Here is a 25370-nt window from a genome sequence, read left to right as displayed (position 1 = left end):
ATTTCTCGGAGCGAAGCCTCATAAGTAGGTCTCTCGGAGTGTGATGCTTCATAAGAAGTTTTCTCGGAAGCGAGGCTTTAGAAGAGGGATGAGCTTGCCTTTTTATTCCGGACGAAAAGGAGAAGATGAGACATTATGGAATACCGCTCTGTTTTTATTTCAGACGCACATTTGGGAAGCAGATGGAGCAAAGTTGAAGAATTGGCCTCTTTCCTTTCTTCTATTATTTGTGAACGTCTCTATTTAGTGGGGGACATTCTCGATGGATGGAAATTTAAACACGACGCTCTGAAGAGTCGCTCGGCTTATTACATCCTTCAGCTGCTTTTAAAGTTGTCAGAAAAGATGGAGATCATCTATATTCCCGGCAATCATGACGATTTCCTTGACCAATATGAAGGAACAACTTTGGGCGGAATACACATACGCAGAGAGGTTGTGCATATTGCTGCTGATGGTCGGAAATATTTGGTTGTGCATGGAGATGAATATGATGGCGTGTCCAGTCATACTCATTGGCTTGCCAGAGCGGGAAATGTCGCATATGAAGCGACGTTATGGTTTAACGAAGGGATTAGCGGACTCTTTTCTTTTGCAGGGAAAAGACCTCGCTGGTCATTTTCTCGATGCCTCAAACGGGGAGTGAAATCCATAGTGAAACGTATGAGCGGCTACGAGAACAAAGTTTTGAGAGCAGCAGAGCTGCGAGGGTTAGATGGCATTATTTGCGGGCATATTCATTATCCTGCCATGAGGCGGATCAAAGACATTTTATACTGCAACACGGGAGATTGGCTTGAAAGTTGTTCTGCCGTCGTGGAAGATCGAAGCGGAGCCTTAAGATCTTTTTATTGGCGTCCATTTTTTACTCCAGTCCAACAGGCGTTGGATCTTCCTAAAATAACAAGCCTTTTCCCGTTGTCAGAGATACCGTTACCTTTCCTCAGCTGCAAAAGTTAATACTATTATGTAAAATTGCTTTGTATATTAACGAGAGGATGTAATAATATCTCTGCCGAGGGTAAAGAAAAATGAAGACGTCTTATTTTGCTCATAAAAATATTATTGCGAATCCTCATGCAGTGGCGATTTGTCGCGGAGTTCCCAAATGGTTTCATGGAAGAATCTACTCACCATTGGCCCCCTCTTGGGATTTACTCCTCTATTGCAAAAAAAATGCGCTATCACCCCTTCTTTGCGCGCGAAGCTATTTTAAGGAAGTGCTTTACGCACTTGATCCATGGACCGTCTACAATGAAATAGGTGCTGAAGCTATCCTTTTATGCTGGGAAAAACCTGGCGAGTTTTGTCACCGTCGCATTGTGGCGGCTTGGTTCGAGTGGCACTTGAAGGTGAACGTCCCCGAACTAGGGTATGAAAACCTTTTGTTTGAAGATAATACAATAGACATGGAAAGCATCATGAACGATAGGAGTCATCTTTAGAAGGAGCTGACGTATTATGACGCCCTGGCAACTCTTTAAAATGTTTTTCAAAATAAGCTCAGTCACCTTTGGGGGCGGAGTTGTAATCTTGGGAATGGCTGAAACGGAAATACGGAAACGAGGGGATATGGACGAAAAAACCTTGCTCGACATTGTTAGCCTTTCTGCCGCCATGCCTGGACCTATCGCTGTTTCCTCCTCTTTCCTTATAGGGAAACATTATTGTGGAATTTCAGGGGCTGTAATGGCGATTCTAGGAGTGTTGGTCCCCCCTTTTACTGTAATTCTTCTGCTCTCTAATTTCGTTCTTGCCCATCAGCATTCCCCGGCTCTAAAAGCTTTTTTCCTTGGAGTTATCTGTGCCGTGGCCGCTCTGATTTTTAATGTGGTGGCGCGCCAGTTAAAAAATATAATTTTCCCCGATATAGTAAATTTACTTCCATATGCTCTCGTTATCCTTCTCATTACGTACCTCCATGTTCACCCTCTCTTTGCCATTGCCGCAGGAGTGGCTGTCCAATGGTTTAGGAAGGAGGGGAAGGCATAATGAAGCTTCTGTTATTGGCTTTAGCCTTTGCTCGCATTGGAGTGGGGGCTTTTGGCGGAGGGATCTCTACTATCCCCCTTATCGAACACGAGCTTGTGGTCAATTATGGCTGGCTTTCCCCTAGCGAATTTAGCCAGGTTCTAGCGTTAGCCCAGGTTACTCCAGGTCCAATAGCTATTAATGCGGCGACCTTCGTGGGGGTTCAGCAGGCAGGGATTATAGGAGCTTTTGTTGCAACTCTCTCTGTGGTTTTAGCGCCATTGACAATATTGCTCATAGTGCTTCTTATTATGAAGAAGAGCTCAGATCGGGGCGTTGAACATTTTAAGGCTTCTTTGCGGCCGGCAGTAGGGGCTCTTTTGACGTTAGCCGTTATTCCCCTTATGAAAACCGCTTTATCTCAGTGGAAAGGCGCCGTTCTTTTCGCAGTAGGCCTTGCGCTTTTTCAGACGAAGTTCTTTAAAGACCGCCCCCCGTTGATGTTCGTACTTTTCGGCCTTATAGGCTTGGTTGTTTTTCGATAGGATCAAATCCATATTCAGGCTAAGGAGGAGGGTTATGACCGTAAAAGGGAAACACAACCCCAGAACTGCAAAGACAGGGCTTCCGCCAGGAAGCCTCGTACATGTAGGTGAGCAGAAAACGAGACAGACGTCGTTGCGTTTCATGCAGTATAGCGAAAATATATTTACAGAAAAATCTTTATCCAGCCTTGATGAATTTGATAAAAATGTCGTAGAAGACACAGAGGTATGGCTCGATATAATGGGAATACATGATATTCCAGTTGTGGAATCTATTGGCGAAAGGTTTTCCATTCACCATCTTGTGTTAGAAGACATTCTAAACACGGAGCAGCGCCCTAAAGCCGAAGATCATGACGCATTCGTATATGTCATCCTTAAAATGCTCGATATAGACCCTGTCTCTTTGAAAATACGAGTTGAGCAGGTCAGCCTTATTCTGGGAAATAACCTCATCCTATCTTTTCAGGAAGAGCCAGGAGATGTTTTTGATCCTGTCCGAGAGCGAATTCGCAGTGCTGCTGGACGGTTTAGGCGTCTTGGCGCAGATTACCTCCTTTACGCTCTTATGGACGCTATTGTCGATAGATATTTTGTTATTCTGGAGTGCATAGGGGAGAGTATAGAGGAGATAGAAGAGGCTTTGCTCGAAAATCCTGACGCCCATTCCATACACGACCTCTATCTGAGGAAGAGAGAGCTTCTGACGTTGCGACATGCCGTATGGCCATTGAGAGAGGCGGTCAATTCGCTGCGAAAAACAGACAATCGTTTGATACAACCAGAAACGTTGGCCTATTTCGAAGACCTTTACGATCATGTTATTCAAGTTATAGACACGGTGGAAACATTTCGGGAAACAATTGCCAGTATGCTTGATCTCTACCTCTCTTCTTTAAGCAACCGAATGAACGAAGTGATGCGCGTTTTAACAGTCATCTCCACACTTTTTATCCCCCTAACCTTTATAGTAGGTGTATATGGCATGAATTTTAAATATATGCCGGAACTCGATTGGAAGTGGGGATACATATTTGTTTGGTTGCTTATGGGCCTTATTATAAGTGGGATGGGTATGTGGTTTAAGCGCAAAAAGTGGTTTTAACTTCTGAAGGGGCTGTTTGTTTTTAGGGAGGTGTCAGTAAACATGTACGGGAATTTAGCTGATACCATCAGCTCAGCGCGTTCCCTTGTGGCCTTCTCCGGGGCAGGAATGAGTACGGAGTCGGGGCTTCCTGATTTCAGGTCTTCCAAAGGGCTCTGGGCACAGTACGACCCAATGGCGCTTGCATCTGTCCATGCAATGGAAAACAATCCTGGAGCGTTCCTCGACTTTTATCGTTGCAGAATCAAGGCTTTAAAGAAAGCGGCGCCTAATTATGCTCATTATGTGCTGGCAGACTGGGAGAAAAGAGGACTTTTGAAGGCGGTCATTACGCAAAATGTAGATGGCCTCCATCAGGAAGCCGGCTCGAAAGCGGTAGCGGAGCTTCATGGAAGTCTGCGTCGAGCTAGGTGCCGAAAGTGTTCTCATGAGGGCTCTTCCGATCTTTTGTTGCACGAAAAATCGTGCCCCCTTTGCGGAGGGTTTCTTCGCCCAAGCGTTGTCCTTTTTGGAGAAGCTTTGCCTGAAGAACCTTTAAATGAAGCTCAGAAACTTACTGCCACTAGCGATGTCTTTATCGTTCTCGGCTCTTCTCTCAACGTGTCGCCTGCCAACCTGTTCCCTGTGGAGGCGGTTCGACATAAAGCGACGCTTATTATTATTAATCAGGAACCGACTCTCTATGACGACGTGGCTTCTTTTGTAGTGCGGGAAAATCTTGTGGAAGTATTAGTCCATCTCCACAGAATTATTTTTAGAGAAAGAGGGGGCGCTCTATGATTAACCTCATTCGGAAAGGGGCTCCCGTCCTGATCTTAAAAGGGGATAAAGATCGGATTATAACGTGGCTTCAGAAGCGTTTTGGCACCGCTATACTTTCTTTGCAGAATATGTCTTTTGAAGAGACTGTTGCTTTCGTGAAGCAAGAAGAAACGGCTCTTTATGTAAGCAATAGTCGTGATACCTCGAGAACTCTTCCTACCATCCTCGTTACGACAAGTCACCCAGATAAAATCTTAGAGCGCATTATCAACGAAAATGCTACCGAAATGATCGAATGCGTGGAGAGGCTCCCGCGAGTCATCTTTTTTCGGGTCTTTGGGGACTATCGCACTGTCATTAAAGAGATACAAAATGATTTTGGCGGACGTTTAGGGAAAATTGGGCCGGAACTGCTTTTTGTGTCGGAGAATAGTGGAGTCCCTGTCTGTTTTACAGAAAAATCCTTGAAAAAGAGCATTGCATTAACGAAGGGGGATGTTTTTGAAGACATACTTTATATAGATATGCCTTTTGAAGAACTCTTCCGCAGATTGAATAATAGGGCTCTCCACTATTTCAATGCAGGTTTGGGATACCGGGATTGGAACGTAATGGAAATTCGTCTCTACGATGCAGACCTGCAATATTGGCTCCATAGCCGCCGGCTCAGATTGGCTCTTGAAGCTTTGGAAATAGGCATGATTATTGGGGAAGGATGGGGAAAAGACTACGCCCACATCCTTATGCCCGTTTCTGTCTACTGTATCCGCATTCTGACTTTTTGGGAACCTAAAATTGTAAAGCGGGCTTTAATGGGTCTCGAATATACAGAGGCTGGCAAGCGTTTTGTAGACCTTGATCTTTACTATAACCGTAAAAAGTTTTCCTGGGGAGAAGTTCCAGGGGGAGAGATAATGCCGAGAAGTGAGCGGGAACGGCCTCGAACAACACTGTCTATGGCTTTTCGTAAAGAGATCATGCAGACGATCCTTCCAGAGGAACGGCAGGAAATAGAAAATATTGAACGGGCGATTCTTGAAAAAATTCCTAAGAGAAACGATGTTTAGTATACCCTGTCTCGTATGTCAAGGTAGAGAAAAGTCTGTGGTAGAATACGCTTACTACTTTTTTGTTTCTATGTTTGAAAGGAGAAACTTTTTTGACTCAGACTTTTTTGCCAGTATCCAAGAAGGATATGCGGGCCCGGGGTTGGGATGAACTGGATTTCCTTTTCATCAGCGGTGATGCATACGTAGATGATCCAAGCTTTGGTCATGCCATTATAACCAGGATTCTTGAGAGAGAGGGGTATCGTGTAGGAATTATCCCTCAACCAGATTGGCATAATGTAAAAGATTTCGAGCGTCTCGGCCGTCCTCGCCTCGGCGTTATGGTTTCGGCAGGGAACCTCGACTCTATGCTCAATAAGCTGACAGCCTCGAAAAAGAGCAGGAGTACAGATAGCTATTCTCCTGGCGGGAAACGGGGATACCGACCGGACCGGGCTACAATCGTATATTGCAACCGCATCCGCGAGCTCTGGGGTGATATTCCTATTGTTATAGGGGGTATCGAGGCAAGTTTGCGGCGATTTGCCCATTATGATTATTGGTCTGATATTGTTCGCCGCTCAATCCTGATCGATAGTCAAGCAGACATTTTAGTGTACGGCATGGGTGAAAAGCAGATAATCCAGGTAGCATCCCTCCTTGAAAAGGGATTGCCTGTATCTGAAATACAAGATATAGCCGGGACATGCTATAAAACTCGTACTCTTGAGCGGCTCTGGGATTATGAAGAGTGTCCATCCTTTGAGGACGTGTTTCGAGATAAAAAAGCTTTTGCCGATGCGTTTCGTATCCAATATCTGGAGCAAGATCCTATTCGCGGAAAGATTGTCGTTCAACGTCACGAGACTTTTTATGTGGTACAGAATCCGCCGGTGTTACCTATGACGACGCAAGAATTAGACGAAGTATATGAGCTTCCTTATATGCGCACGTGGCATCCTATGTACGCTAAAGACGGGGGAGTTCCTGCCATTCAGGAGGTACGGTTCAGTATCACAACTCATCGCGGTTGTTTTGGGGACTGTGCTTTTTGTGCTATAGCGTCTCATCAAGGAAGAATGATACAAAGTCGCTCGGAGGAGTCTGTTTTGCGAGAGGCGAAATTATTGACCACTCTTCCGGATTTTAAAGGATATATCCATGACGTAGGCGGCCCTACAGCAAATTTCAACTCTCCATCATGTCAGAGCCAGATGGAGCGGGGCACATGTAAAAATAAGCAGTGTCTTTTCCCTGAACCGTGTAAAAACATGAAGGCAGATCATGAGGGGTATATCCATCTTCTGCGTCAGATACGAGCCCTTCCCCGAGTGAAAAAAGTCTTTATTCGGTCGGGAATACGTTTCGATTATTTATTGGCGGATAAAAAAGGAAACTTTTTGGAAGAGCTTTGTCGGTATCACGTTAGCGGGCAGCTGAAAGTTGCGCCAGAACATATATCAGATACAGTGCTTCGTCTTATGAGAAAATCTAGCGGGAATGTCTATAAAAAGTTCATGAATCAATATGAGGCCATGAACAAAAAGTTGGGAAAGAAGCAGTACCTTGTTCCGTACTTTATATCGAGTCATCCAGGGGCGGGCTTGAAAGAGGCTATTGAACTTGCCGAGTTCGTGCGAGATCTTGATTTTATGCCAGAACAGGTACAGGATTTTATACCGACGCCCGGGAGCCTCTCTACATGTATGTATTACACGGGTATAGACCCATTAACGGGGGAAGAGGTGTACGTCTCCCGAACAAATGAAGAAAGAAAAATGCAGCGTGCCCTTTTGCAGTACCGGAAGCCATCAAATCACCGACTTGTTCGCGAGGCCTTAGCGATCGCGCACCGGGAAGACCTGATAGGGTGGGGAAAAAATTGTTTAGTTCCTCCCGAAGATCATGCACAGCCTAAAACTCCCGTTACGTCCTCTCGATCTTCGAAAGGGGCTAAGAATGTCCGCCGCCAGAGGCGTGGTGATAGGAGGCGCAGGAAACCATGAGAAAGCCTTTAAAAACCTATCGCTTTGTGTTGATATGTATAGGAGTGCTTAGTATTTCTTTATGTGGAAGTTTATGGTATCTGGCTACTCAGGGGGACGTTGGTGAATCTTTTTCTGAGGAGGCCCCTCCTATTTCTCCTCCTCAGCATTCTGTTAAGCCACCTGTTGTAGAGATGGGTTTAGACGAAAATGGAACGAATACCCAACACGATGCTCTTCAGGTGGCTCCTGCAACGCCTGCATTACCTACACCATCAGCACCGACGCCCACCTCGCTGGAAGATATAGAAAACGCCATTGTATCTCCGTCAGATTCTCCGTTGCTCCCTCGACAAAAAACACGGGAAGAAGAGTTGAGAGAGCTAAAAAACTATATACGTCCCAAAGAGGCATCAAAGGAAAACATGGTTTCTATTCCTGTAGCTGATAGTGTCATTAAGAAGGGGAAGGAACTTAAAGAATCTATAGAGGGAGAGGCAAAAGATGCTATGCAAGAAACGTTTGACGTTCTCCCAGGCATTGCTGCAGAAGTAGAGGAAGCGGAACTAGGCGTGCAGGGCAATAAAGTGACTATAAAATTCTCTATGCCGGCAGATAGAGTTAAGATATTTGGCGAGCTACCGTCGGAGCCCCCTAAAAAGAAGCACATAACCTCAGACGACGTGTCGTCCGACGATGTGCATGCTGGCAAAGAATAGCATTAGCTTTTCGCTGTTTCCTTTCCTGAGGCAGCGATAAAACGTTGAAATATGAGAGGGGCCGCTTCAGTGAGAAGTACGGCTATAAAAATAAGGACACAGCCGGCAGTCATGTGAGCTGTAAAGGTTTCGTTCAAAAGCAAAATGCCTGCAAGAGCTCCAAAAACAGATTCAAGGCTCAGTAAAATAGCAGCGTGAGACGAGGGGGTAAATTGCTGAGCCGCGTTTTGCACAGATAGGGCGAAGACAGTACAAAGAAGCACAGTGAAAGCAATGTCTCCCCAAGCGCTTGGGGCTATAGCTACAGGCCAAGTCTCGAAAAAGAGGGCGCAAAAGATACTCAATACGGCTGTCGTCCCGATTTGAAGGGCGGTTAGAGCGAGAGGGTCAATGGAGGCTGCAAAATATTCAATGGCCAGAATATGGCAGGCAAAGAAAAATGCACAAGCTATGGTAAGGAGGTCTCCCCTGTTAAGATTTAAAAGAGCCTCCCCATCTCCTTGAAGTGAGAGGAGTCCCATTCCTACGAGACAGATGAACGAAGAGACAAAAGTTAGAGTTCCGGGGAAGATTTTTCGTATCGCCCATGAAAGAAAAGGTACCATAACAACATAGGTAGAGGTGATGAAAGCCTGTTTTCCCGCTGTAGTATACTCTAGCCCTATAGTTTGAGTCACGAACCCCAGGAAGAGAAAAACGCCTACGAGGAGGCCGGAACGAATCTGTTTTATTGTGAGCGTTTCAAGTCTCTTGCGAAAAAGAAGGGCTAAAATGAAAAAAGAGGCTGTGAAACGCACAGAGAGAAGGTAAAATGGAGGGAAGCTGTCTAAGGCACCTTTCATTGCCACAAAACCAACGCCCCAAAAGAGGGCAATGAGAACCAGTGCGCTATCAGCAAATAAAACTTTATATCGAGTTAATAAAGACATACATGTCACTCCTCATCTATTTTAAACGAAAAATACGAGTCGCATCTTTTGAGTTTGTAGGCACAACGTAAAACTGACAAGAAAAAACATAGGATAAGTGAACTAAAGTTTCAAAAACAAAATCTTGATACATTATCTCATGTTTAGTGTTGATAATAAAGGGTTACATGCCAGTACGTAAGGTGTTTGAGTGCGGTTCCACGCAGGTAATAGTAAGAAGTGAGGGAAATGGTGTTGAGCTTGAGCTGCTCCTCCTACATGTCCGTTGTTATATGCTAGTGTTGGCGAGGAATGAGGGGGATAGAGGGGATAAACTTTTATTTACAAAGAAAAGTTTCACGGAGTATAATGTATGCGCGAAATATATCAATCTTGAGACAGGGAAGAAACTGTTCTCCATCGAGTAAAAGGGGGGTTGTCATAGGTGTTTATTTTTATAGCTTCCTTTCTGATGTATTTGCTGCTCGTGTGGTCTGGTGGAAGCATTAGTTTAGTTGAGATAGGGATTGGTGCGATTCTGGCGACGATCCTCGCTTTTGCGTCTCACACGTGGAGCCCTTCTAAGCCGCTCAGTTTTAAAGCGCTGAATCCTCTAAAATGGTTAACCTTTCTTTATTATCTTTTAGTTCCTTTTGCCATAGGGCTCATTAAGGCTAATATCGACGTGGCGACTCGAGTTATAACAGGAGATATACATCCCGGGATCGTGAAACTAAACCCAGGGCTGAAGAGCGACGTGGCCAAAACCATTCTGGCTGATTCCATAACGTTAACTCCAGGAACATTAACGGTGGATGTAGATGATGATGGGGCTTATTACATCCATTGGATTAATGTATTGGATGTTTCTCCAGAGGAGGAACAAGTGTACGGTTCTTTCGCTCGGTGGGCAAGGAGGTTGGCGGATTGAGTATCCAGCTATTAATGTGGGGAGCTATGGTGCTCGGAATTCTTGCTATTGTTATTTTCGGTCGTCTTATCGCTGGTCCGACGATTCCAGACAGAGCTGTTGCCCTCGATACGGTGAACACTCTCGTTGTGGCCATTATGATCTTGCTGTCAGCTGTTTTCGATTCAGTAGTAATGATAGATGTGGCCATCGTTTATGCAGCTCTTTCCTTCGTGGGAACGATGTTTATTGCCCGTTTCATAGAAGGAGGGATGTAGTGTGCTGGAGAAATACCTCGTTGGAATTTTTATTACTATCGGGCTTTTTTTTAATACGCTAGGGGCTATTTCGCTCTATAGATTTCCAGATGTATATACGAGACTTCATGGAGCGACGAAGTGCACGACCTTTGGAAGCATTTTTACGTCGTTGGCCGTTATAGCGTATGCTGCTTTCCGTATACACCAAGGTGGGGGGAGTCGGTTTACAGTTTTGATCATCCACGCCGTAGTGGCGGTGATGGTTCTGCTCATAACGAATGCTACAGGAGCCCATGCCATTGCCCGGGCTGCGCACAGAAGTGGAATTGTCCCCAAAATGGCAGTGGTTGATCGTCTTGCGGAAGAAGAAGAACGTAAAGGTGGTGTTGTCAGTGAGTGAGATTTTCCATCTTGCCGTCCTTGTACTGCTCACTTTATCCGCTTTTTTCGCCGTATGGTTTCGAGATCTTCTCTCTTCTGTCATCTCTTTAGGCGTTTTTAGTCTGGTCATGGCTGTAGAGTTTTATCTTCTGCATGCGCCAGATGTGGCCATTGCCGAAGCGGCTATTGGTGCCGGCCTGAATACGGCAATTTATATCATTGCATTGAGAGGGTGCGGAAAAGCGCGGAGCGAAACCGGAGGTGACATCCGGTGAAAAAAACTCTTTTTATAGTTGCGGCATTGATTCTCGGCGGGCTTGTTTGGGGAGGCCTGGATTCCATCCATCCCTTCGGTGATCCAGGACAGGTGGCTATGGACAATTATTTTATTGACCATGCTCTTGTTGATCGATCGGCCGAGAACGTGGTTACCTCCATAGTCTTCGATTTTCGAGGCTTTGATACTATCGGAGAAGCAGCCGTTCTTTTTACAGCTGTGTGCTCAGTTACCGCCTTGTTCAGGGAAGGGGGCAAAAAGAAATGAAGCCTCTCTCTGTTGTTGTTCGGACTGGATGTGATTTATTCGCCTGGTTTATGGTGATCTTCGGTGCGTACGTTATCATACATGGTGATGTAACGCCTGGGGGCGGATTCCAGGGAGGAGCTGTGGTGGCCACATTCCTTGCGTTTTTACTCGTGGCTTATGGCTGGAATACACTTAAACTCTGGCTTCAGGAGAGCGTTTACAATGCTATGCTTGGCTTCGGCCTCTTGTGTTTTTTAGTGTTGGGATTTATGGGAATGCCCGCCTCCTTCTTTTATAACTTTGTAGCGATTCCCGCTGCTGAAGTTGCGAAGAGCGGACACTGCATTATCCCTCCTTCGGGAACTATTGCCTTAATGGATATAGCTGTAGGTATAGAGGTGACAGGAGGGCTTTCCTTGATTCTCGTCTACATGTTTAAAGGAATTCACCTGTTCGATAACTACGAGATAGGAGAGGAGAGCGGCCATGATCGGTAATGCCCCATTCCTCATAGTAGGAGTTCTCTTCCTTATGGGTCTGATAGCCGTGCTGACGGAGAAGAACCTTGTGAAAATTGCTATCGGTATAAGCATTATTGAATCAGCAACGAATATGTTCCTTATAGTTTTGGGATACCGCACTGGTGGCACAGTTCCTGTGAGGTTTTTAGCAGCAGGTGAGGGCGTTATGGTTCTTCCTACACCTCAGGCTCTTACGTTGACAGCAATTGTTATTGCCTTGGCGACAACGGCGTTGATGCTCTCTTTGATCATGCTGTTATATCGCCATTATGGGACGTTGAATATTGACGAGATACGGAGGTTGCGAGGATGAGTTGGCAAGAACACCTTCCAGCAATGATCCTGGCCATTCCCCTTCTTGGAGCCTTTGCAACGCCTCTGTTTTCTTTAGGCGGGAAGACCCTGCGGAACGTTTGGATGGTCAGTATTTCGTTTATCACAATGATCGTGGCTTTCCTGATTTGGAGGACTGTAACGGTTAATGGCGTTCTGGTATACGTCATGGGTGCTGAGACGGCTGCGTTGGCCTTACCTTCCGGAATGGCCTACCCAGTTAGAATTATTCTGGAGATAGATGCTTTCAGCGCCTTCATGGCCCTTGCCGGGTCTATTGCCTCTTTTGCGGGGGCTATGTACTCGATCCATTTCATGGATCGCTTCTCTGGCCTGAGCCGTTTTACATCTCTTTATTTCCTTCAAACAGCAGGAATGCTCGGGATGATGGTTACCGGCGACCTCTTCAACTTCTTTGTCTTTTTGGAGATATCGTCAGTGGCATCCTTTGGCTTGGTGGCTTTTTGGAGAGACCGTCCGGAATCAGTGGAAGCCAGCTTTAAATATATGTTAGTATCCCAGCTTTCCGCTATGATGGTTCTCATCGCCATAGGCTCTCTTTATGGTCGTTACAATGCCCTTAATATGGCTGGTATCGCTAGTATGCTCCATCTTGGAGTGGTGGAAAAATTAGTTCTGGCTTTTCTCGTTGTAGCCTTAGCCATGAAGTGTGGTGCCTTCCCCATGCATATGTGGATGCCAGACGCATATGCGGAGGCTCCGGCAGGCGTAACGTGCCTTTTAGTGGCGGTGAGCCAGGCCTCTCTCTATGGATTGATGCGTGTTTGTTATACCCTCTATGGAACCACCATGGGAAGCTCTTTTGTACCGTGGGTCATTATTGTTCTCGGAATGGCGTCCATGTTCTTTGGGGTCTCCATGGCTGTGGTACAACACGAAGTCAAGCGACTTATGGGATATCATTCCATTTCCCAGGTAGGGTACATGCTTCTGGCTCTCGGTGTGGGCTTATTATCTCTCGGCAATCCCCAGACTATGGCAGACTACGGTTTTATGGCAATGAAGGGTGGCATCTACCACATCTTCAACTACACAATGTATAAAGGATTGCTCTTCCTTACCGCCGGATCTCTTTATTACGCTACGGGAACCCGAGATTTGGATAAACTTGGGGGCTTGGCCAGGCGGATGCCCTATACCACCTTCATGTTTGTTATAGCGGCGGCAGCGATTTCGGGCCTACCGCCCTTCAACGGTTTTGTGTCAAAGTTGCTGATCTACGAGTCAACATTTGCGCTCCATCCTTTCCTTGCCGTAGCGGCTCTTGTAACGTCTGTCCTTACTCTTGCTTCTTTTGTTAAGGTCTTTCAAACTGCCTTCCTGGGACCGGAGAAAAAATGTTATGCTTCGGTTTCTGAAGTGCCTGCGAGTATGCTTATGGGCATGGCTCTCTTGACCATCGTTATTCTTGGGCTTTCTCTCTTCCCGTCCTGGGTACTCTCCAACTTGGTTGAACCGGCAGCGAAAGCCTTGGTGGATCAGAGCGGGTATATAGGCGCTATTATGGGAGGTGGGCTATAGTGTGGAGTAAAGTCTATTCAGGATTTGGATACTGGGACGTGATCTCTTGGCTCATCTTCTTCTTAATCGCGTCTTTCTTCGCCCTTTGGCTTCGCTCTCTTGGAAGGCGGGATTATAAAGAAGGAACGGAACAAGATGAGATTTATTGGTCCGGGAACCCAGTTCCGGAAGACGGATCTGAGATTACGGTACCGGCAAGTTCTGCCTATTGGGGATTTAGGAAAGCTCTTGAATCCTATTATTCGATTTTAACGAACATTCACAGTGGTCACATGAGAGACTATGTAGGGTACTTTGTAATAACAGCTGCTGTGATTGCTGCGTTGATCCTCATAGTGTAGGAGGCGGGAAAATGAGGCTGGATAAATATCTGGAAGTACTGCCTAAATCTCTGTGGGTTATGACCTGCAACTCAGGTTCATGTAATGGCTGTGATATAGAGATAGTGGCGACCATTAGTCCACGTTACGATATAGAGCGTTTCGGCATGAAGCTGGTGGGAACGCCGCGCCATGCCGACGTTTTGCTTGTAACTGGTCCTGTTACAAAGTACATGAAAGATCGCTTGCTTCGAATTTATCACCAGATGCCCGACCCGAAAGTGGTTATAGTGGTGGGCAACTGCGGTGCGTCAGGGGACGTTTTCTATAAATCCTATAACCTTGAAGGCCCCGTGGATAATGTTCTTCCCGTAGATGTGTATGTTCACGGATGTCCGCCTCGCCCGGAAGCCATTATTGAAGGTGTGACAAAAGCTGTTTTAAAGCTTGAGGCGAAGCGTGAAGAGTTGCTGAAGGCAGGTGTGGAAAAACCATGAAGATCCCTCATGATTACGTGCAAAATAGCATAACAACTGAAGAGGTTGTAGCCTCTCTTCGAAAAAACTTCGGCGACGGTGTGGTTGTAGATGTGCGGGAACATCGGGCAGGGAAAGATCAGGCCCTCTCTTTTTCGCAGTTATGGCTTGCCATTGATCGTGATAAGTTCCTTGATCTTGTTGAAACTCTTTTTACATTCGACTTCCTGCATTTCCATATCATCTCTGGCAACGATGATGGTGATGTCATCACTTTGAACTATCATTTCACTCTTTTCCGCAGTGCGGGCCGTGGAAAACGCCTCGGCGTAACAGTGAGCGTGTCTGTTCCTAAAAATGATCTCACCATGCCATCTTTATACAACCAAATTCCTGGAGTGGAATATAGCGAGCGGGAGATGCGAGAAATGCTCGGCGTTGATTTCGACGGTCTTCAGAATAAGGCCTTGATCTTTTTACCTGAAGATTGGGATGAATCTATTAAACCGTGGCGTCGAGATGAAACGGGACCACAGCCTGAAGATATTCGTGAGCTCTCGTAGGAGGATAAATCATGGCGAAGGAGAAAGTCCATACATATAAAGTACCTATCGGACCAGTGCATGTGGGATTAAAAGAACCGATCACGGCCTGGCTTGATCTTGATGGAGAAAAAATTATAGACGCCCGGGTTCGGCCGGGGGCCATTCATCGTGGCATTGAATATATGGCAAGAGACCGAAACCCCATTCAGGTAATATATCTCGCTGAGAGGATTTGTGGCATCTGTTCTTTCAGCCATATAACGGCTTTTCTTAGAGCGGTGGAAGACGCGGCGAACATACAAGTTCCTCCAAGAGCTCAATATATTCGCTCTCTTGTTCTTGAACTTGAAAGAATCCACTCCCACACATTATGGGCTGGAGTGGCCTGTTATTCCATAGGTTTCGACTCGGCCTTCCATTTAGGAATGCTTTTGAGAGAGAAGGTCATGGATGTTTTAGAGTGTTACACCGGAAATAGAGTGAACTATGGGGTAGGGACGGTAGGGGGGGTACGTTGGGACATAACGCCCGACGTGGTAAAAGTAATAAAGGAGATGGTGGCATACTACCGCAATGAACTTGGGGCTTTTTACGATGTAGTAACAGAAGACCCTGTGGCTAAGGCACGTATGAGACATGTGGGGGTTCTTACATACGAAGAAGCTATGCGCTACTGTGCGCTAGGCCCTACCGCTCGAGCCAGTGGTGTCAGATGTGACCTTCGTTGGTCTGCCCCCTACGAAGCATACGCAGATCTAGATGTGGTGCCTATCGTTCCTCAAGATTATTTTGGAGAAGTTCATGGAGATGTTTTTGATCGTTTCCTTGTTCGAGTGCTGGAGCTCTACCAATCTTTGGACATTATAGAAAAAATTATTGACGGACTCCCTGAGGGAGATATTGTTTTTGAGAAGAACTTAGTAAAAGTCCTCAATATTTTGAAAGCGGCGGATGGTATTGGCTGGAGTTGCATCGAAGCTCCTCGTGGTGATGATACCCACGTTATCAGCCTTAAAGGCGGAGATGAGCATGTTTTTTGGTGGAAAGTTCGAGCTCCTACCTACGCTAATGCCGTCTCATGGCCTCTCATGTTCCGAGGTAATGAATTAGCCGATGCTCCTCTCATTATCAATAGTGTCGATCCTTGTATTTCCTGCATGGAACGGACCCTTGTAACTGGTTGTAGTCATAAGGCGGGACAGGTCTACTCGAAAAATCAGCTTTTGGAAATGTGCAGAGATAAGACGAGGAGGCTGAGGATGGCATGATTATCAACTTTGTTATGAAGCTTGTAGCAGGCATGGCTCTCATGTTGCTCGTTTCGGTGGTAGCCATTTTATTTGATGGAGCAGACCGAGTGATTCATGCTCGTATGCAACGTCGCTGGGGGCCGCCCCTCTTTCAGCCTTTTTACGATATTTTGAAGTTGCTGGGAAAAGAGAACATCGTTCCACGCAGAGCGGTGAAGTGGGCTTTTAACGGCGCACCGTGGTTTGCCGTGGCTACTATGTTACTGATATTTCTTTACATTCCTATAGGTTCGCTGCCTCCTATCCTGGGAACAGAAGGGGATATGATCCTCGTTATCTATCTTCTCAGTCTTTCGGGAGTTGCCATGGCCGTAGGCGGCTTCGCCAGTGGAAACCCTATAGCTAACGTAGGGGCTCAACGCGAAATGATCCTCATGATGAGCTACGAGCTTCCCTTGGCAGTAGTGGCGACAACCATGGCATGGGTTGCGTATAAACATGGGGTCCCTGGTCAGCCATTTAGCTTGGAAACGTTTATAGGAGTGCCCATGTGGGGAATTGTAGGGAAGATGGGCTTGCTGGGCCTCCTCTGTCTGCTTGTTGCCTTGACACTGGTTGTGCCTGGCGAAACAGGCAAGGGTTTCATGGACATTCCGGAAGCGAAAACTGAAATATTGGAAGGGCTTATTATTGAATATTCCGGAACGAATTTGGCATTGCTCAAAATAACCTTTGCTTTAAGAGCATTGGCATTGTCGGCTATTATTGTATCTCTGTTCTTGCCATGGTCTGTGGGGCGTCTTGTGAATCTCTCTGGTCCCACCCTTTTCATTGTGGATTTCCTGTGTTTCTGGGTAAAGGTTTTCGTTGTCCAGGTTTTGGGAGTCACCTTTATTCGCACAGCTTTCGGACGGCTCAAAATATGGCAGGCTTCACGATTTTATTGGATAAATGTAGCGGGGTTGTCTTTGGCAGGAATGGTTCTTGTGTCCATTGACGTGATACTTTAGGGGAGGGAGCCATTTTATGTTGAACAGAATGTCTTTACAACTTTTGCGGCAATGGGTCGATCGTATTTTTACGAACCCCTTCCCCCTCTCGTCTATGCCAGATTCTCTTTCAGAAACTATGAAAGAAGTAGAGACGGGGAAGGTCTCCATCCATCCACCAATAGAGCCGAAAGGGTATTTTAGAGGTCGGCTGGACTACGATAAAGCTCGTTGTATCGGGTGCAGGCTTTGTGTGCGAGTATGCCCGGCAAATGCCACCGAGTTTTTACCAGACGAGAAAAAAATACAGATACATACTGACCGTTGTTGTTTTTGCGCTCAATGTACGGAAATTTGTCCGGTAAAATGTCTGTCTATGTCGAGGGAGTTCTTAATCTCTTCATACGATCGAAAAGAACAAATAGTAGTGGATTCCGGCTCGCCTCAGAAGGAAGAGAAGGTTGAGGCTGAAAAAAGGCAGGCAGATCAGCGGGAAGAAGCGAAGCAATCGAAGCAGCAGGAACAGCCAGAACAGCCAGAACAGCCAGAACAGCCATCTCAATCGAAGCAGCCAGAATTGCCAGAATCAGCCCGGCAGGAACAGTCTATGCCGCCAAAACAATTGGAGCAATCAGGGCAAGGCCAGCCGGAACGGCCTGAAGAATTACTGGAAGAAGATCCACCTACACCTTCTGCGAAGGAAGAACTTTCTCCGAAGGGCAAAAAACAGGATATTCGGTCTGGGGCTTCTTTTGAAAATAAGGACAGTAAGAAGAAAAGAAAAAGAAAGAATAACAATCATAATAGCAACAATAATAAATAAACAGAAAGGGGCTCTGCTTAAAGTGCATCTCCAAACGCTGGATTTCCCCCCAGCTTTTAGGATGCTGTACAGCTTTGCAAAAGAGAGTCCCTTTCTTTATGGTCTATATTCTATTCTACGAGATCGTAGTGAGCGAGGCGTCGCTGGACCTCGTCTTTCCCAAGATGCCGGGCTACCTCGAAAATGCCGGGGCTCACCTTTACGCCAGTGAGAACCCATCGTAAGGGCATAGCCAAAATCTTCATCTTTACGTTTTTCTCTTCAGACCATTTCCTGGCAAATTCTTCCATAGCTTCATCTGTCCATGGTTCTAAGGTAAGAAGATCGCTATAAAAAACTTTAAGAAGTGCCTTATGCTCTTCCGTAAGATCGCTTCCATCATAACGAGCTTTTACAGGCTCGAAGGAAACAAAATAATCGGAATACTCAGCAAGCTCTTTTGTGGTGCGGCCCCGCCCCCCCATAAGTTCCAGGGCTTCAGCGAGGTATTTCTTGTCATGGCTATCCACTGGCAATCCAGCCTCTCGCCAGAAAGGTTCCACCATTTCGAGGCGTACCATGGGATCCAGCTCTTTAAGATGTTCCTGATTAATAAAGTTCAGCTTATCCATATCAAAAACAGCGGCCCGTTTGTTCACTCGTGAGAGATCAAAGGCGTCTATAGCTTCTTGTCGAGAGAAAACCTCTTTATCGTCGCCTACAGACCACCCAAGAAGAGCAAGAAAATTGAAGACGGAGTTAGGCATATATCCCATGTCTCTGTACTCATAAACACTTGTGGCGCCATGGCGTTTAGAGAGTTTTTTCTTGTCTTTTCCCAAAATCATAGGGAGGTGTGCAAACTGAGGTTCTTCCCATCCAAGAGCCTTATAGATAAGAAGCTGCTTGGGAGTGTTAGAGATATGATCTTCTCCGCGAATGACATAATTAATGCCCATAGTATAGTCGTCAACAACAACAGCGTAGTTATAGGTGGGCATGCCGTCACTTTTTATCATGACAATATCTTTTAGAGTTTCACTTCTCACTTCAATATGACCATATACAATATCGTTAAATGTGAGAGTTAAACCCTCTGGGACTTTATAAATAACAGCCGGGCCATCAGTGTATGCTTTCCCTTCATCGAGAAGTTGCTGGGCATATTTATTGTATATTTCAAGGCGTTCCGATTGCCGATAAGGTCCACAGGGCCCTCCAATATCTGGGCCTTCGTCCCAATCGAGGCCGAGCCATTTCATTCCAGCCATAATAGTATCTTCATACTCTTTCGTGGAACGTTCTCGGTCAGTATCTTCGATACGGAGAATGAATTTTCCTCCTGTATGTCTGGCCCAGAGCCAGTTAAACAATGCCGTATGTCCCCCTCCTATATGGAGTGCTCCAGTAGGGCTGGGGGCAAAACGGACACGAACCTCTTTATCCATTTTCAGGATTCCTCCTTGTGTCTAATGTCCATTAACGCAGCTATTATACATGTTCTGGAATGAAATAGGGGAGAGAAGCATGCCATAAGGTTGGTATCTTTCTTTAGTAGTGTCGCTACGTGTCGCCGAAGACGCCTAATGCCGCCGACGATGTCTCCATGAGGTCGGCATCTCTCTTTAGCAGTCTTGCTTCATCTCTATAAAGCTCCTTCTAATTTCCATGAAAGTTATTTGGATTATAAGGTATTATAACTATAAGAAAGTACGATTACAGATGATTATTCGAAAGAAATATTTATGCAGGGGGCTTTCGTACGATGAAACCGATTTATGTGTTGGGGCATCAAAACCCCGATACAGACTCTATCTGTTCCGCCATAGCGTATAGCTATTATAAAAATACACTCACTTCTCAAGAGAGCTGCTATGAACCAGTGAGGCTTGGACCTATTAATAATGAAACCCGATTTGTTCTCAATCACTTTAACATGCCGGTCCCGGCTCTTTTAGAGAATGTTTATGCCCAGCTTTCTGATATAGCCTACGACACTCCTTTGAATATAAGAGAGAGCGCTCCGTTGTCGGAAGTATGGCATATTATGATGGAGAATAATATAAAGACAGTTAATATCGTGGATGAAGATTTTTCCTTCGTGGGGCTCGTAACGTTAGGGGATATAGCGAAGGCAAGCCTGGAAATTTCTCACGATTTCTCAGAGTTCAATGTCCCTTTACAAAATATAGTGGAAACCCTCAGTGGCGAAGTAATCTATGATTCCGGCAATAATTTTTGTGGCAACGTTTCCGTAGCGGCCATGAAAATTGAGGATGTGGAGACTCGCTTGATAAAAGGGAGCCTGATTATAGTGGGGAGCCGAAAGGATGTGCAATTACTAGCTCTCCAAAAAGGGGTCAATACTCTTGTCTTGACAGGCGATGCTCTCGTGACGGAAGAGGTTTTGGAGCTGGCTCGGGCGAATAACGTGAATCTTGTAAAAGTGCCTCACGATACCTTTACAGCCGCCAAGCTTTTAAATTTGAGCGTTCCTGTTCATTATGTAGCAAAAACTAAGGGGTTAGTGACTTTTAATATTGATGACTACGTTGATGACGTAAAAGAGGCTCTGTTGAAATATAAATATCGTTACTTTCCCGTGCTGAGCAACAAGAAAACGGTTGGGATGCTTGCCCGCCGGCATATATTGGAGTTTGTCGGAAAAAATGTTGTTCTTGTAGATCATAACGAAACAGCTCAATCTGTAGAGGGGCTTGAGCAAGCGCAAATATTAGAAATTATAGATCATCATAGAATAGGCAGTATAGAGACAGCACAGCCTATCATTTTTGTAAATCGTCCGGTAGGGTGTACTGCCACTATTATCTATAATTTGTATAAAGAAAATAACATCCCTATCCTCCCAAATATTGCAGGTCTTATGTGTGCTGCCATCCTATCTGATACGTTGATGTTTAAATCCCCCACCTGTACTTCTGAGGATGTTCGTTCAGCTCAGGAACTTGCTCAAATCGCTGGTATTGAACTCGAGGATTTTGCTCGGTCCATGTTTGTGGCGGGAACATCTCTTGAGGGAAAGACAGCGAAAGAAATTTTTTATACAGACTTCAAGAGTTTCCCGGTAGGGGATTATAAAATTGGCGTAAGTCAAGTGAATATATATAACACAAAACTGGGCTCCTTAAAGGACGACATCATCGCTTTTATGCAAGAGCTCCAGGTAGAGGGGGACTACGACATCCTTCTATTAATGTTGACTGATGTCCTTAACGAAGGATCAGAGTTTTTGTACGTAGGAAGTCATGTGGAGGTCCTTTCCAGGGCTTTCGGTATCCCTATTGCGGGGGAGAGTTTCTTTCTTCCCCATGTGGTTTCGAGAAAAAAGCAAGTTATACCCCAGCTTATATCGGCTCTTCGTTCCTTGTAGAAAAAGATATCCCATGGTGCTTCATTATTAATGGCGAGAGTAACAATAATTCATTCCTTTGAGTTATTATAAAAGACGTGGTAGAAAAAGAAGGAGTTGAATACCCTGAAAAAAAGATCGATACTTCTTGTTGATGGGCATGCATTGGCATTTAGAGCGTTCTATGCCTTGCCAGAATTGAATGCCCCAGATGGTACACCTACAAACGCTATTTTAGGTTTTGTCAATATGCTCTTTAAAACAATTGACGAATGTAAACCGGATATGACGGCTGTTGTATTCGATGCCCCTGGCAAAACTTTCCGTCACATAGCATACCCTGAATATAAAATGGGTCGGAAACCAACGCCGGAAGAATATAAAGTTCAAGTTCCACTCCTTCAGGAACTCATGGAATCTATGGGGATTCGGATTGTAGTCAAGGATGGGGTGGAGGCCGACGATGTTATAGCTTCCGCGGCATGTAGTGCTGCTCGTCTGGGGGTTGACGTTATAGCCTTGACCTCAGATAAAGACATTCTTCAGGTTCTTCAGCCCGGCGTAAGAATTATCAGGCCCATACGGGGCGTTTCCGAGTTTAAAGATTACGACGAAAAAAATTTTGAAGCAGAATGGGGATTTCCTCCCTCCGCCATGCCAGACTACCTGGCCATGTTGGGAGACTCTGTAGACAATATTCCGGGGGTTCCTGGAGTTGGAGAGAAAACGGCGAAAAAGTTGCTCTCCCAATATGTGTCCCTTGAAGATATTTACGATCACTTGAAAGATCTGAAGCCAGGACTACAAAAAAAGTTTGAAAACACGAAAGAGCAGGCCTTTAAGAGTCGGGAGCTTATTCGCTTAAAGTGCGATGTTCCTGTCACTGCCGAGGAGTTTAGGCAGACAGACGTACAGTTCGAGAAATTCGAAGAGCTATGTCAACACCTCGGACTTTCAAAAATATACCAAAGGGTTAAGGAAGAACAGTCTCCCTCCCTTGAGCTTCAGCAAGAAGAGCTTATTATTGGCGATGCCGTTGAGGGAAATTTGGACGAAGTCCTCGCAGGCGATACGTTGGCTCTTTTTTGTCAGGTTGAAGGAAGCTATCCTGTAGGTCTTTCAAAAGCCAGACTCGTTGTTCGCTCTCAGGACGGAGCCTTTTGGCATGGAGTAGTACAAAGTACCGATGTTCCTCAGCCTCTAAAAAAATGGCTTCGTCATGGTCATGTTATTACATCGGATTATAAAATGTTGCAGGCCTTCCTGAAAGAAGATGCCCCAGCTCCGGAAAGAGTATGGGATGTTCAGGTAGCTCATTATCTGCTGCACCCCGACGCGAAGGCTCATAGTCCCTTGGAATGGTCGGGATCGGAAATATTCGATCCGATAGAAGGGGCTGGGTTGCTTTGGAAAACTAAAAATGAACTTGGAGAGCAGCTCGCTCGTTACGAAGGTCTTGTTGATGTAATGGATAAGATAGACCTTCCCTTGGTTCCTGTGTTGTGGAAGATGGAGAGTTGGGGGGTAGGCCTGGATACAAACTCCTTTGAAGCTCTGGAGAGAGACCTACAGGAACGGATTGGAGAGATAGAGGAGCGAATAGCTGACAAAGGGAATGAACGTATCAACCTTAATTCTCCAAAACAGGTTGCCTGGCTTCTCTTTGAAAAATTGCAGCTTCCTCCTATAAAAGAGACAAAAACAGGCTATTCTACAGACGTTACTGTGCTGGAAGAGCTCGTTAAAATGGATCTGCCTGAAAGCGAAGTACCGAAACTATTGCTGGAGCATCGCGAGTTATCTAAAATTCAGTCAGGTTTTGTCCATCCCTTGATGAGCGCTGTAAACCCAGAAACAGGGTTCATCCATGGAACTTTTGAATCCACGTCTACTGGAACAGGTCGCCTAAGCAGCAGAGATCCTAACTTGCAGAATCTCCCCGCCTACGGCCATTGGTCGAATCGTTTGAAGGAGGGTCTTGTCCCGCACGCGAATGGCAATATATATGTAGGTGCCGACTATTCCCAAGTGGAGCTCAGGGTTCTTGCCCATCTTTGCGACGAAAAAAGGCTGAAAACGGCTTTTGAAGCTCAGCGCGATATACATACAGAAACAGCTTCATGGGTATTTAACATAGAGTCTGCGTTAGTGACCCCAGAACTTCGTCGTTTCGCAAAAGTGATTAATTTTGGAATTCTCTACGGCATGAGTTCCTACGGTTTGGCGAGTCGATTAGGTATAGGCCAACAAGAGGCAGGGGATATTATTAACCGATACTTTAAAGCCTTCCCGAAAGTAAGAGAATATGTGGAGGAAAGTTATAGAACGGCGAGAAAACGCGGGTATACTGTGACGGAGTTTGGCCGCATTCGCCCCCTTGATGAGGTATCGGTAAATCCTCGAGATCGGGGAGCCCTTAAAAGAATAGCGGTGAACACTCCTATTCAGGGGACAGCTGCTGACATAGCTCGGATAGCCATGGTGAATTTTAATCGTCATTTTAAAGATCAAGAGAAGGTCCATCTCGTTTTACAAATACACGACTCTCTTGTGTGTGAGTGTCCTGCTGAAGAGCGGGAATCTATAGAGAAAGAATTGGCTGAGGTCATGGAATCTGCTGTAAAGCTTTCTGTTCCCTTGAAAGTAGAAACAAAATGGGGGAAATCCTTAGCAGAAGTCTAGGTTTTTACGTAGCCTTTCAGTAGTAAACTATGATAAAATACGCCGTTGGCATTAGATGTTATTAGCTACGGTTTATGTCAAGGGAGGCAGATTTGCTTTGATAATGCGCTCGTTAAGAGAAAATGTTCGCTGGATTATGTTGGTTATTGTTGTTGTTTTCGTTCTATCTATTTTTGGTATGTATGGCTTTGGCGGTCGTCGTTCCGCTCCACAGCAGGAGGGTATGAGAGATTATCCAGTAGCTCAAATAGATGGGAAAAAGATAATGCGCTCATCTCTTGAGAACAACGTTCGTGATTACGTTGATCGGAATAATCTGAAGGATGTTACGTCGGAAGATTTGGCAGCTCTTCGGCAGGGTGTTCTCGACAATATGGTTATTCAAAATGAGCTTGCGAAAGCAGTTCAGAAGTCTGGAATAAAAGCTTCTGATGAGGAGATAGATGAGGTTGTAAAGCAGATTAGCTCTCAGTTCCCCACGAAAGAGGCTTTCCAGAAATATCTCAACGATAGTGGAATTAAGATGGAAAACCTGAGGGCCAATATTGGAACACAGCTCGCTCAGCAAAAGTTGATAGAACAGTCAGCTGGTTCCGTGGTTGTTACATCAGATGATGTGCGAGAATTTTATGATAAGGGGAAGAATGTCTTCTTCCGTCAGCCAGCAGGCCGAAAAGTGGTTTTTGCGCGATTTATCAATCAGGATGTTGCAGCAGCCATGAGTATGGCAGTGAAGAAAGATAACTCCCAATGGGATGCCCTTCTAAAAAATGCCGCTTCTGGCGATGTGAAAGAAAGCATTTCTTACGACAAGCCTATTTTTATCGCTGAATCTGGCTTGCAAGATAAGTTTGCGTCTTTGAAAGAGCTTCCTATTGGTGGCGTTTCATCTCCTATAGAAATAGCGAGTAACGACTATATGGTTATTCTGAATCGCGAAAATGTGGAAGAAAAGATTTTGTCTTTCGACGAAGTGAGCGGCGATATTAAGACGTTGCTTACAAATCAGAAAAACCAGGAAGCACAGCGCCAATATATTAGTGGTTTGAAGGAAGAAGCGAAGATTGAGATTCTTGATACAACCATCTTTCCACAGCCAGTAGAGGCTGTTAAGCCAGCGGAAGCTAACTCTCAACCTGTTGCTTCTGGTGATCAAGAGCCAGTTTCCAGTGAGCCAGCGAGCGGAGATAAGAAATAAGTAAAGAGCTTGACAGAACCGGGTTCCCTTAATAGAATAGACCCCGCAGTCTATTGGAGGAGAGATGGCCGAGTGGTCGAAGGCGCTCGCCTGCTAAGTGAGTGAGGCTTTACCGCCTCCGAGGGTTCAAATCCCTCTCTCTCCGCCATATACATGCGCCAGTAGCTCAATTAGATAGAGCGTCTGACTACGGATCAGAAGGTTGTGGATTCGATCTCTGC

Annotated in this window: 28 protein-coding genes and 1 tRNA gene; 27 read left to right on the top strand and 2 right to left on the bottom strand. The window is 45.6% G+C overall.

Going from position 1 to position 25370, the window contains the following annotated elements:
• Positions 1–135: 135 nt before the first annotated feature.
• From B3L97_RS07610 to B3L97_RS07570, 9 genes are all read left to right on the top strand, one after another.
• Positions 136–960 (top strand): UDP-2,3-diacylglucosamine diphosphatase, encoded by an 825-nt coding sequence (locus B3L97_RS07610; RefSeq protein WP_286934723.1) that lies wholly within the window; start codon positions 136–138, stop codon positions 958–960.
• A gap of 71 nt (positions 961–1031) precedes the next feature.
• Positions 1032–1445, top strand: coding sequence for a hypothetical protein (locus B3L97_RS07605; protein ID WP_034326259.1), 414 nt, complete (start codon positions 1032–1034; stop codon positions 1443–1445).
• A gap of 16 nt (positions 1446–1461) precedes the next feature.
• Complete coding sequence (locus tag B3L97_RS07600) at positions 1462–1992, top strand: chromate transporter (protein ID WP_286846865.1); 531 nt, start codon at positions 1462–1464, stop codon at positions 1990–1992.
• Positions 1992–2516, top strand: coding sequence for a chromate transporter (locus B3L97_RS07595; protein ID WP_034326260.1), 525 nt, complete (start codon positions 1992–1994; stop codon positions 2514–2516). The genes B3L97_RS07600 and B3L97_RS07595 overlap by 1 nt, the downstream gene beginning before the upstream one ends.
• A gap of 34 nt (positions 2517–2550) precedes the next feature.
• The gene (gene corA / locus B3L97_RS07590) at positions 2551–3621 is read left to right on the top strand and encodes a magnesium/cobalt transporter CorA (protein WP_024821966.1); all 1071 of its coding nucleotides are present in this window, start codon (positions 2551–2553) and stop codon (positions 3619–3621) included.
• Positions 3622–3663: 42 nt separating this feature from the next.
• On the top strand, positions 3664–4401 hold the full coding sequence (locus B3L97_RS07585) for an SIR2 family NAD-dependent protein deacylase (protein WP_286934722.1): 738 nt from the start codon (positions 3664–3666) through the stop codon (positions 4399–4401).
• Positions 4398–5450: a hypothetical protein gene (locus B3L97_RS07580; protein WP_024821968.1), complete on the top strand. Its 1053-nt coding sequence runs from the start codon at positions 4398–4400 to the stop codon at positions 5448–5450. The genes B3L97_RS07585 and B3L97_RS07580 overlap by 4 nt, the downstream gene beginning before the upstream one ends.
• A 92-nt stretch (positions 5451–5542) precedes the next feature.
• Complete coding sequence (locus B3L97_RS07575) at positions 5543–7438, top strand: YgiQ family radical SAM protein (RefSeq protein WP_286934721.1); 1896 nt, start codon at positions 5543–5545, stop codon at positions 7436–7438.
• On the top strand, positions 7435–8136 hold the full coding sequence (locus B3L97_RS07570; protein ID WP_286934720.1) for a hypothetical protein: 702 nt from the start codon (positions 7435–7437) through the stop codon (positions 8134–8136). Before B3L97_RS07575 ends, B3L97_RS07570 begins: the two co-directional genes overlap by 4 nt.
• A 2-nt stretch (positions 8137–8138) precedes the next feature.
• Here the strand turns inward: B3L97_RS07570 and B3L97_RS07565 are convergent, their stop codons facing one another.
• The gene (locus tag B3L97_RS07565; protein WP_286846853.1) at positions 8139–9065 is read right to left on the bottom strand and encodes a DMT family transporter; all 927 of its coding nucleotides are present in this window, start codon (positions 9063–9065) and stop codon (positions 8139–8141) included.
• A 424-nt stretch (positions 9066–9489) separates the two neighbouring features.
• Here B3L97_RS07565 and B3L97_RS07560 point away from each other — a divergent pair, with 424 nt between their 5' ends.
• From B3L97_RS07560 to B3L97_RS07495, 14 genes are read left to right on the top strand one after another with little or no spacing between them, the layout of a single operon-like run.
• Positions 9490–9975 (top strand): Na+/H+ antiporter subunit E, encoded by a 486-nt coding sequence (locus B3L97_RS07560; protein ID WP_024821973.1) that lies wholly within the window; start codon positions 9490–9492, stop codon positions 9973–9975.
• 14 nt (positions 9976–9989) lie between these two features.
• Positions 9990–10232: a monovalent cation/H+ antiporter complex subunit F gene (locus B3L97_RS07555; RefSeq protein WP_034326581.1), complete on the top strand. Its 243-nt coding sequence runs from the start codon at positions 9990–9992 to the stop codon at positions 10230–10232.
• 1 nt (position 10233) lies between these two features.
• On the top strand, positions 10234–10614 hold the full coding sequence (gene mnhG / locus B3L97_RS07550) for a monovalent cation/H(+) antiporter subunit G (RefSeq protein WP_024821975.1): 381 nt from the start codon (positions 10234–10236) through the stop codon (positions 10612–10614).
• Positions 10607–10870: a Na(+)/H(+) antiporter subunit B gene (locus B3L97_RS07545; RefSeq protein WP_286934719.1), complete on the top strand. Its 264-nt coding sequence runs from the start codon at positions 10607–10609 to the stop codon at positions 10868–10870. Before mnhG ends, B3L97_RS07545 begins: the two co-directional genes overlap by 8 nt.
• Positions 10867–11139 carry a hydrogen gas-evolving membrane-bound hydrogenase subunit E gene (gene mbhE / locus B3L97_RS07540; RefSeq protein WP_024821977.1) on the top strand — a complete coding sequence of 91 codons (273 nt, stop codon included), beginning with the start codon at positions 10867–10869 and terminating at the stop codon, positions 11137–11139. The genes B3L97_RS07545 and mbhE overlap by 4 nt, the downstream gene beginning before the upstream one ends.
• Complete coding sequence (locus B3L97_RS07535) at positions 11136–11618, top strand: MnhB domain-containing protein (RefSeq protein WP_286934718.1); 483 nt, start codon at positions 11136–11138, stop codon at positions 11616–11618. Before mbhE ends, B3L97_RS07535 begins: the two co-directional genes overlap by 4 nt.
• Positions 11608–11955: a sodium:proton antiporter gene (locus B3L97_RS07530; protein WP_024821979.1), complete on the top strand. Its 348-nt coding sequence runs from the start codon at positions 11608–11610 to the stop codon at positions 11953–11955. The genes B3L97_RS07535 and B3L97_RS07530 overlap by 11 nt, the downstream gene beginning before the upstream one ends.
• The gene (locus tag B3L97_RS07525) at positions 11952–13517 is read left to right on the top strand and encodes a proton-conducting transporter membrane subunit (RefSeq protein WP_286934716.1); all 1566 of its coding nucleotides are present in this window, start codon (positions 11952–11954) and stop codon (positions 13515–13517) included. The genes B3L97_RS07530 and B3L97_RS07525 overlap by 4 nt, the downstream gene beginning before the upstream one ends.
• Entirely contained in the window at positions 13517–13858 is a 342-nt protein-coding gene (locus B3L97_RS07520) for a hypothetical protein (RefSeq protein ID WP_024821981.1), read from the top strand. The genes B3L97_RS07525 and B3L97_RS07520 overlap by 1 nt, the downstream gene beginning before the upstream one ends.
• 11 nt (positions 13859–13869) lie before the next feature.
• Positions 13870–14334: an NADH-quinone oxidoreductase subunit B family protein gene (locus B3L97_RS07515; RefSeq protein ID WP_024821982.1), complete on the top strand. Its 465-nt coding sequence runs from the start codon at positions 13870–13872 to the stop codon at positions 14332–14334.
• Complete coding sequence (locus B3L97_RS07510; protein WP_024821983.1) at positions 14331–14876, top strand: NADH-quinone oxidoreductase subunit C; 546 nt, start codon at positions 14331–14333, stop codon at positions 14874–14876. The genes B3L97_RS07515 and B3L97_RS07510 overlap by 4 nt, the downstream gene beginning before the upstream one ends.
• An 11-nt stretch (positions 14877–14887) precedes the next feature.
• A complete protein-coding gene (locus B3L97_RS07505; protein WP_286934715.1) occupies positions 14888–16126 on the top strand; it encodes a nickel-dependent hydrogenase large subunit in 1239 nt (412 codons plus the stop codon).
• Positions 16123–17118, top strand: a complete 996-nt coding sequence (locus tag B3L97_RS07500) for a respiratory chain complex I subunit 1 family protein (RefSeq protein WP_286934714.1) — start codon at positions 16123–16125, stop codon at positions 17116–17118. Before B3L97_RS07505 ends, B3L97_RS07500 begins: the two co-directional genes overlap by 4 nt.
• A gap of 16 nt (positions 17119–17134) precedes the next feature.
• On the top strand, positions 17135–17920 hold the full coding sequence (locus B3L97_RS07495) for a 4Fe-4S binding protein (RefSeq protein ID WP_286934713.1): 786 nt from the start codon (positions 17135–17137) through the stop codon (positions 17918–17920).
• Between the two features lie 110 nt (positions 17921–18030).
• Here B3L97_RS07495 and gltX read toward each other — a convergent pair whose 3' ends face one another.
• Positions 18031–19347, bottom strand: coding sequence for a glutamate--tRNA ligase (gltX, locus tag B3L97_RS07490; protein WP_024821987.1), 1317 nt, complete (start codon positions 19345–19347; stop codon positions 18031–18033).
• Positions 19348–19664: 317 nt separating this feature from the next.
• Between gltX and B3L97_RS07485 the strand changes: the two genes are divergently transcribed.
• The 4 genes from B3L97_RS07485 (at position 19665) to B3L97_RS07470 (ending at position 25297) form a co-directional block, all read left to right on the top strand.
• On the top strand, positions 19665–21290 hold the full coding sequence (locus B3L97_RS07485) for a putative manganese-dependent inorganic diphosphatase (protein WP_286934712.1): 1626 nt from the start codon (positions 19665–19667) through the stop codon (positions 21288–21290).
• 96 nt (positions 21291–21386) lie between these two features.
• Positions 21387–23951, top strand: a complete 2565-nt coding sequence (locus tag B3L97_RS07480; protein ID WP_286934711.1) for a DNA polymerase — start codon at positions 21387–21389, stop codon at positions 23949–23951.
• A gap of 103 nt (positions 23952–24054) precedes the next feature.
• Entirely contained in the window at positions 24055–25149 is a 1095-nt protein-coding gene (locus B3L97_RS07475; protein WP_286934928.1) for a peptidylprolyl isomerase, read from the top strand.
• Positions 25150–25207: 58 nt separating this feature from the next.
• A tRNA-Ser gene (locus B3L97_RS07470) sits at positions 25208–25297 on the top strand.
• Positions 25298–25370 lie beyond the last annotated feature (73 nt).

It is taken from the genome of Aminobacterium sp. UBA4834 (assembly GCF_002400205.1).
Classification (GTDB): domain Bacteria; phylum Synergistota; class Synergistia; order Synergistales; family Aminobacteriaceae; genus Aminobacterium; species Aminobacterium mobile.
This window is presented reverse-complemented; position numbering and strand designations above follow the sequence as displayed.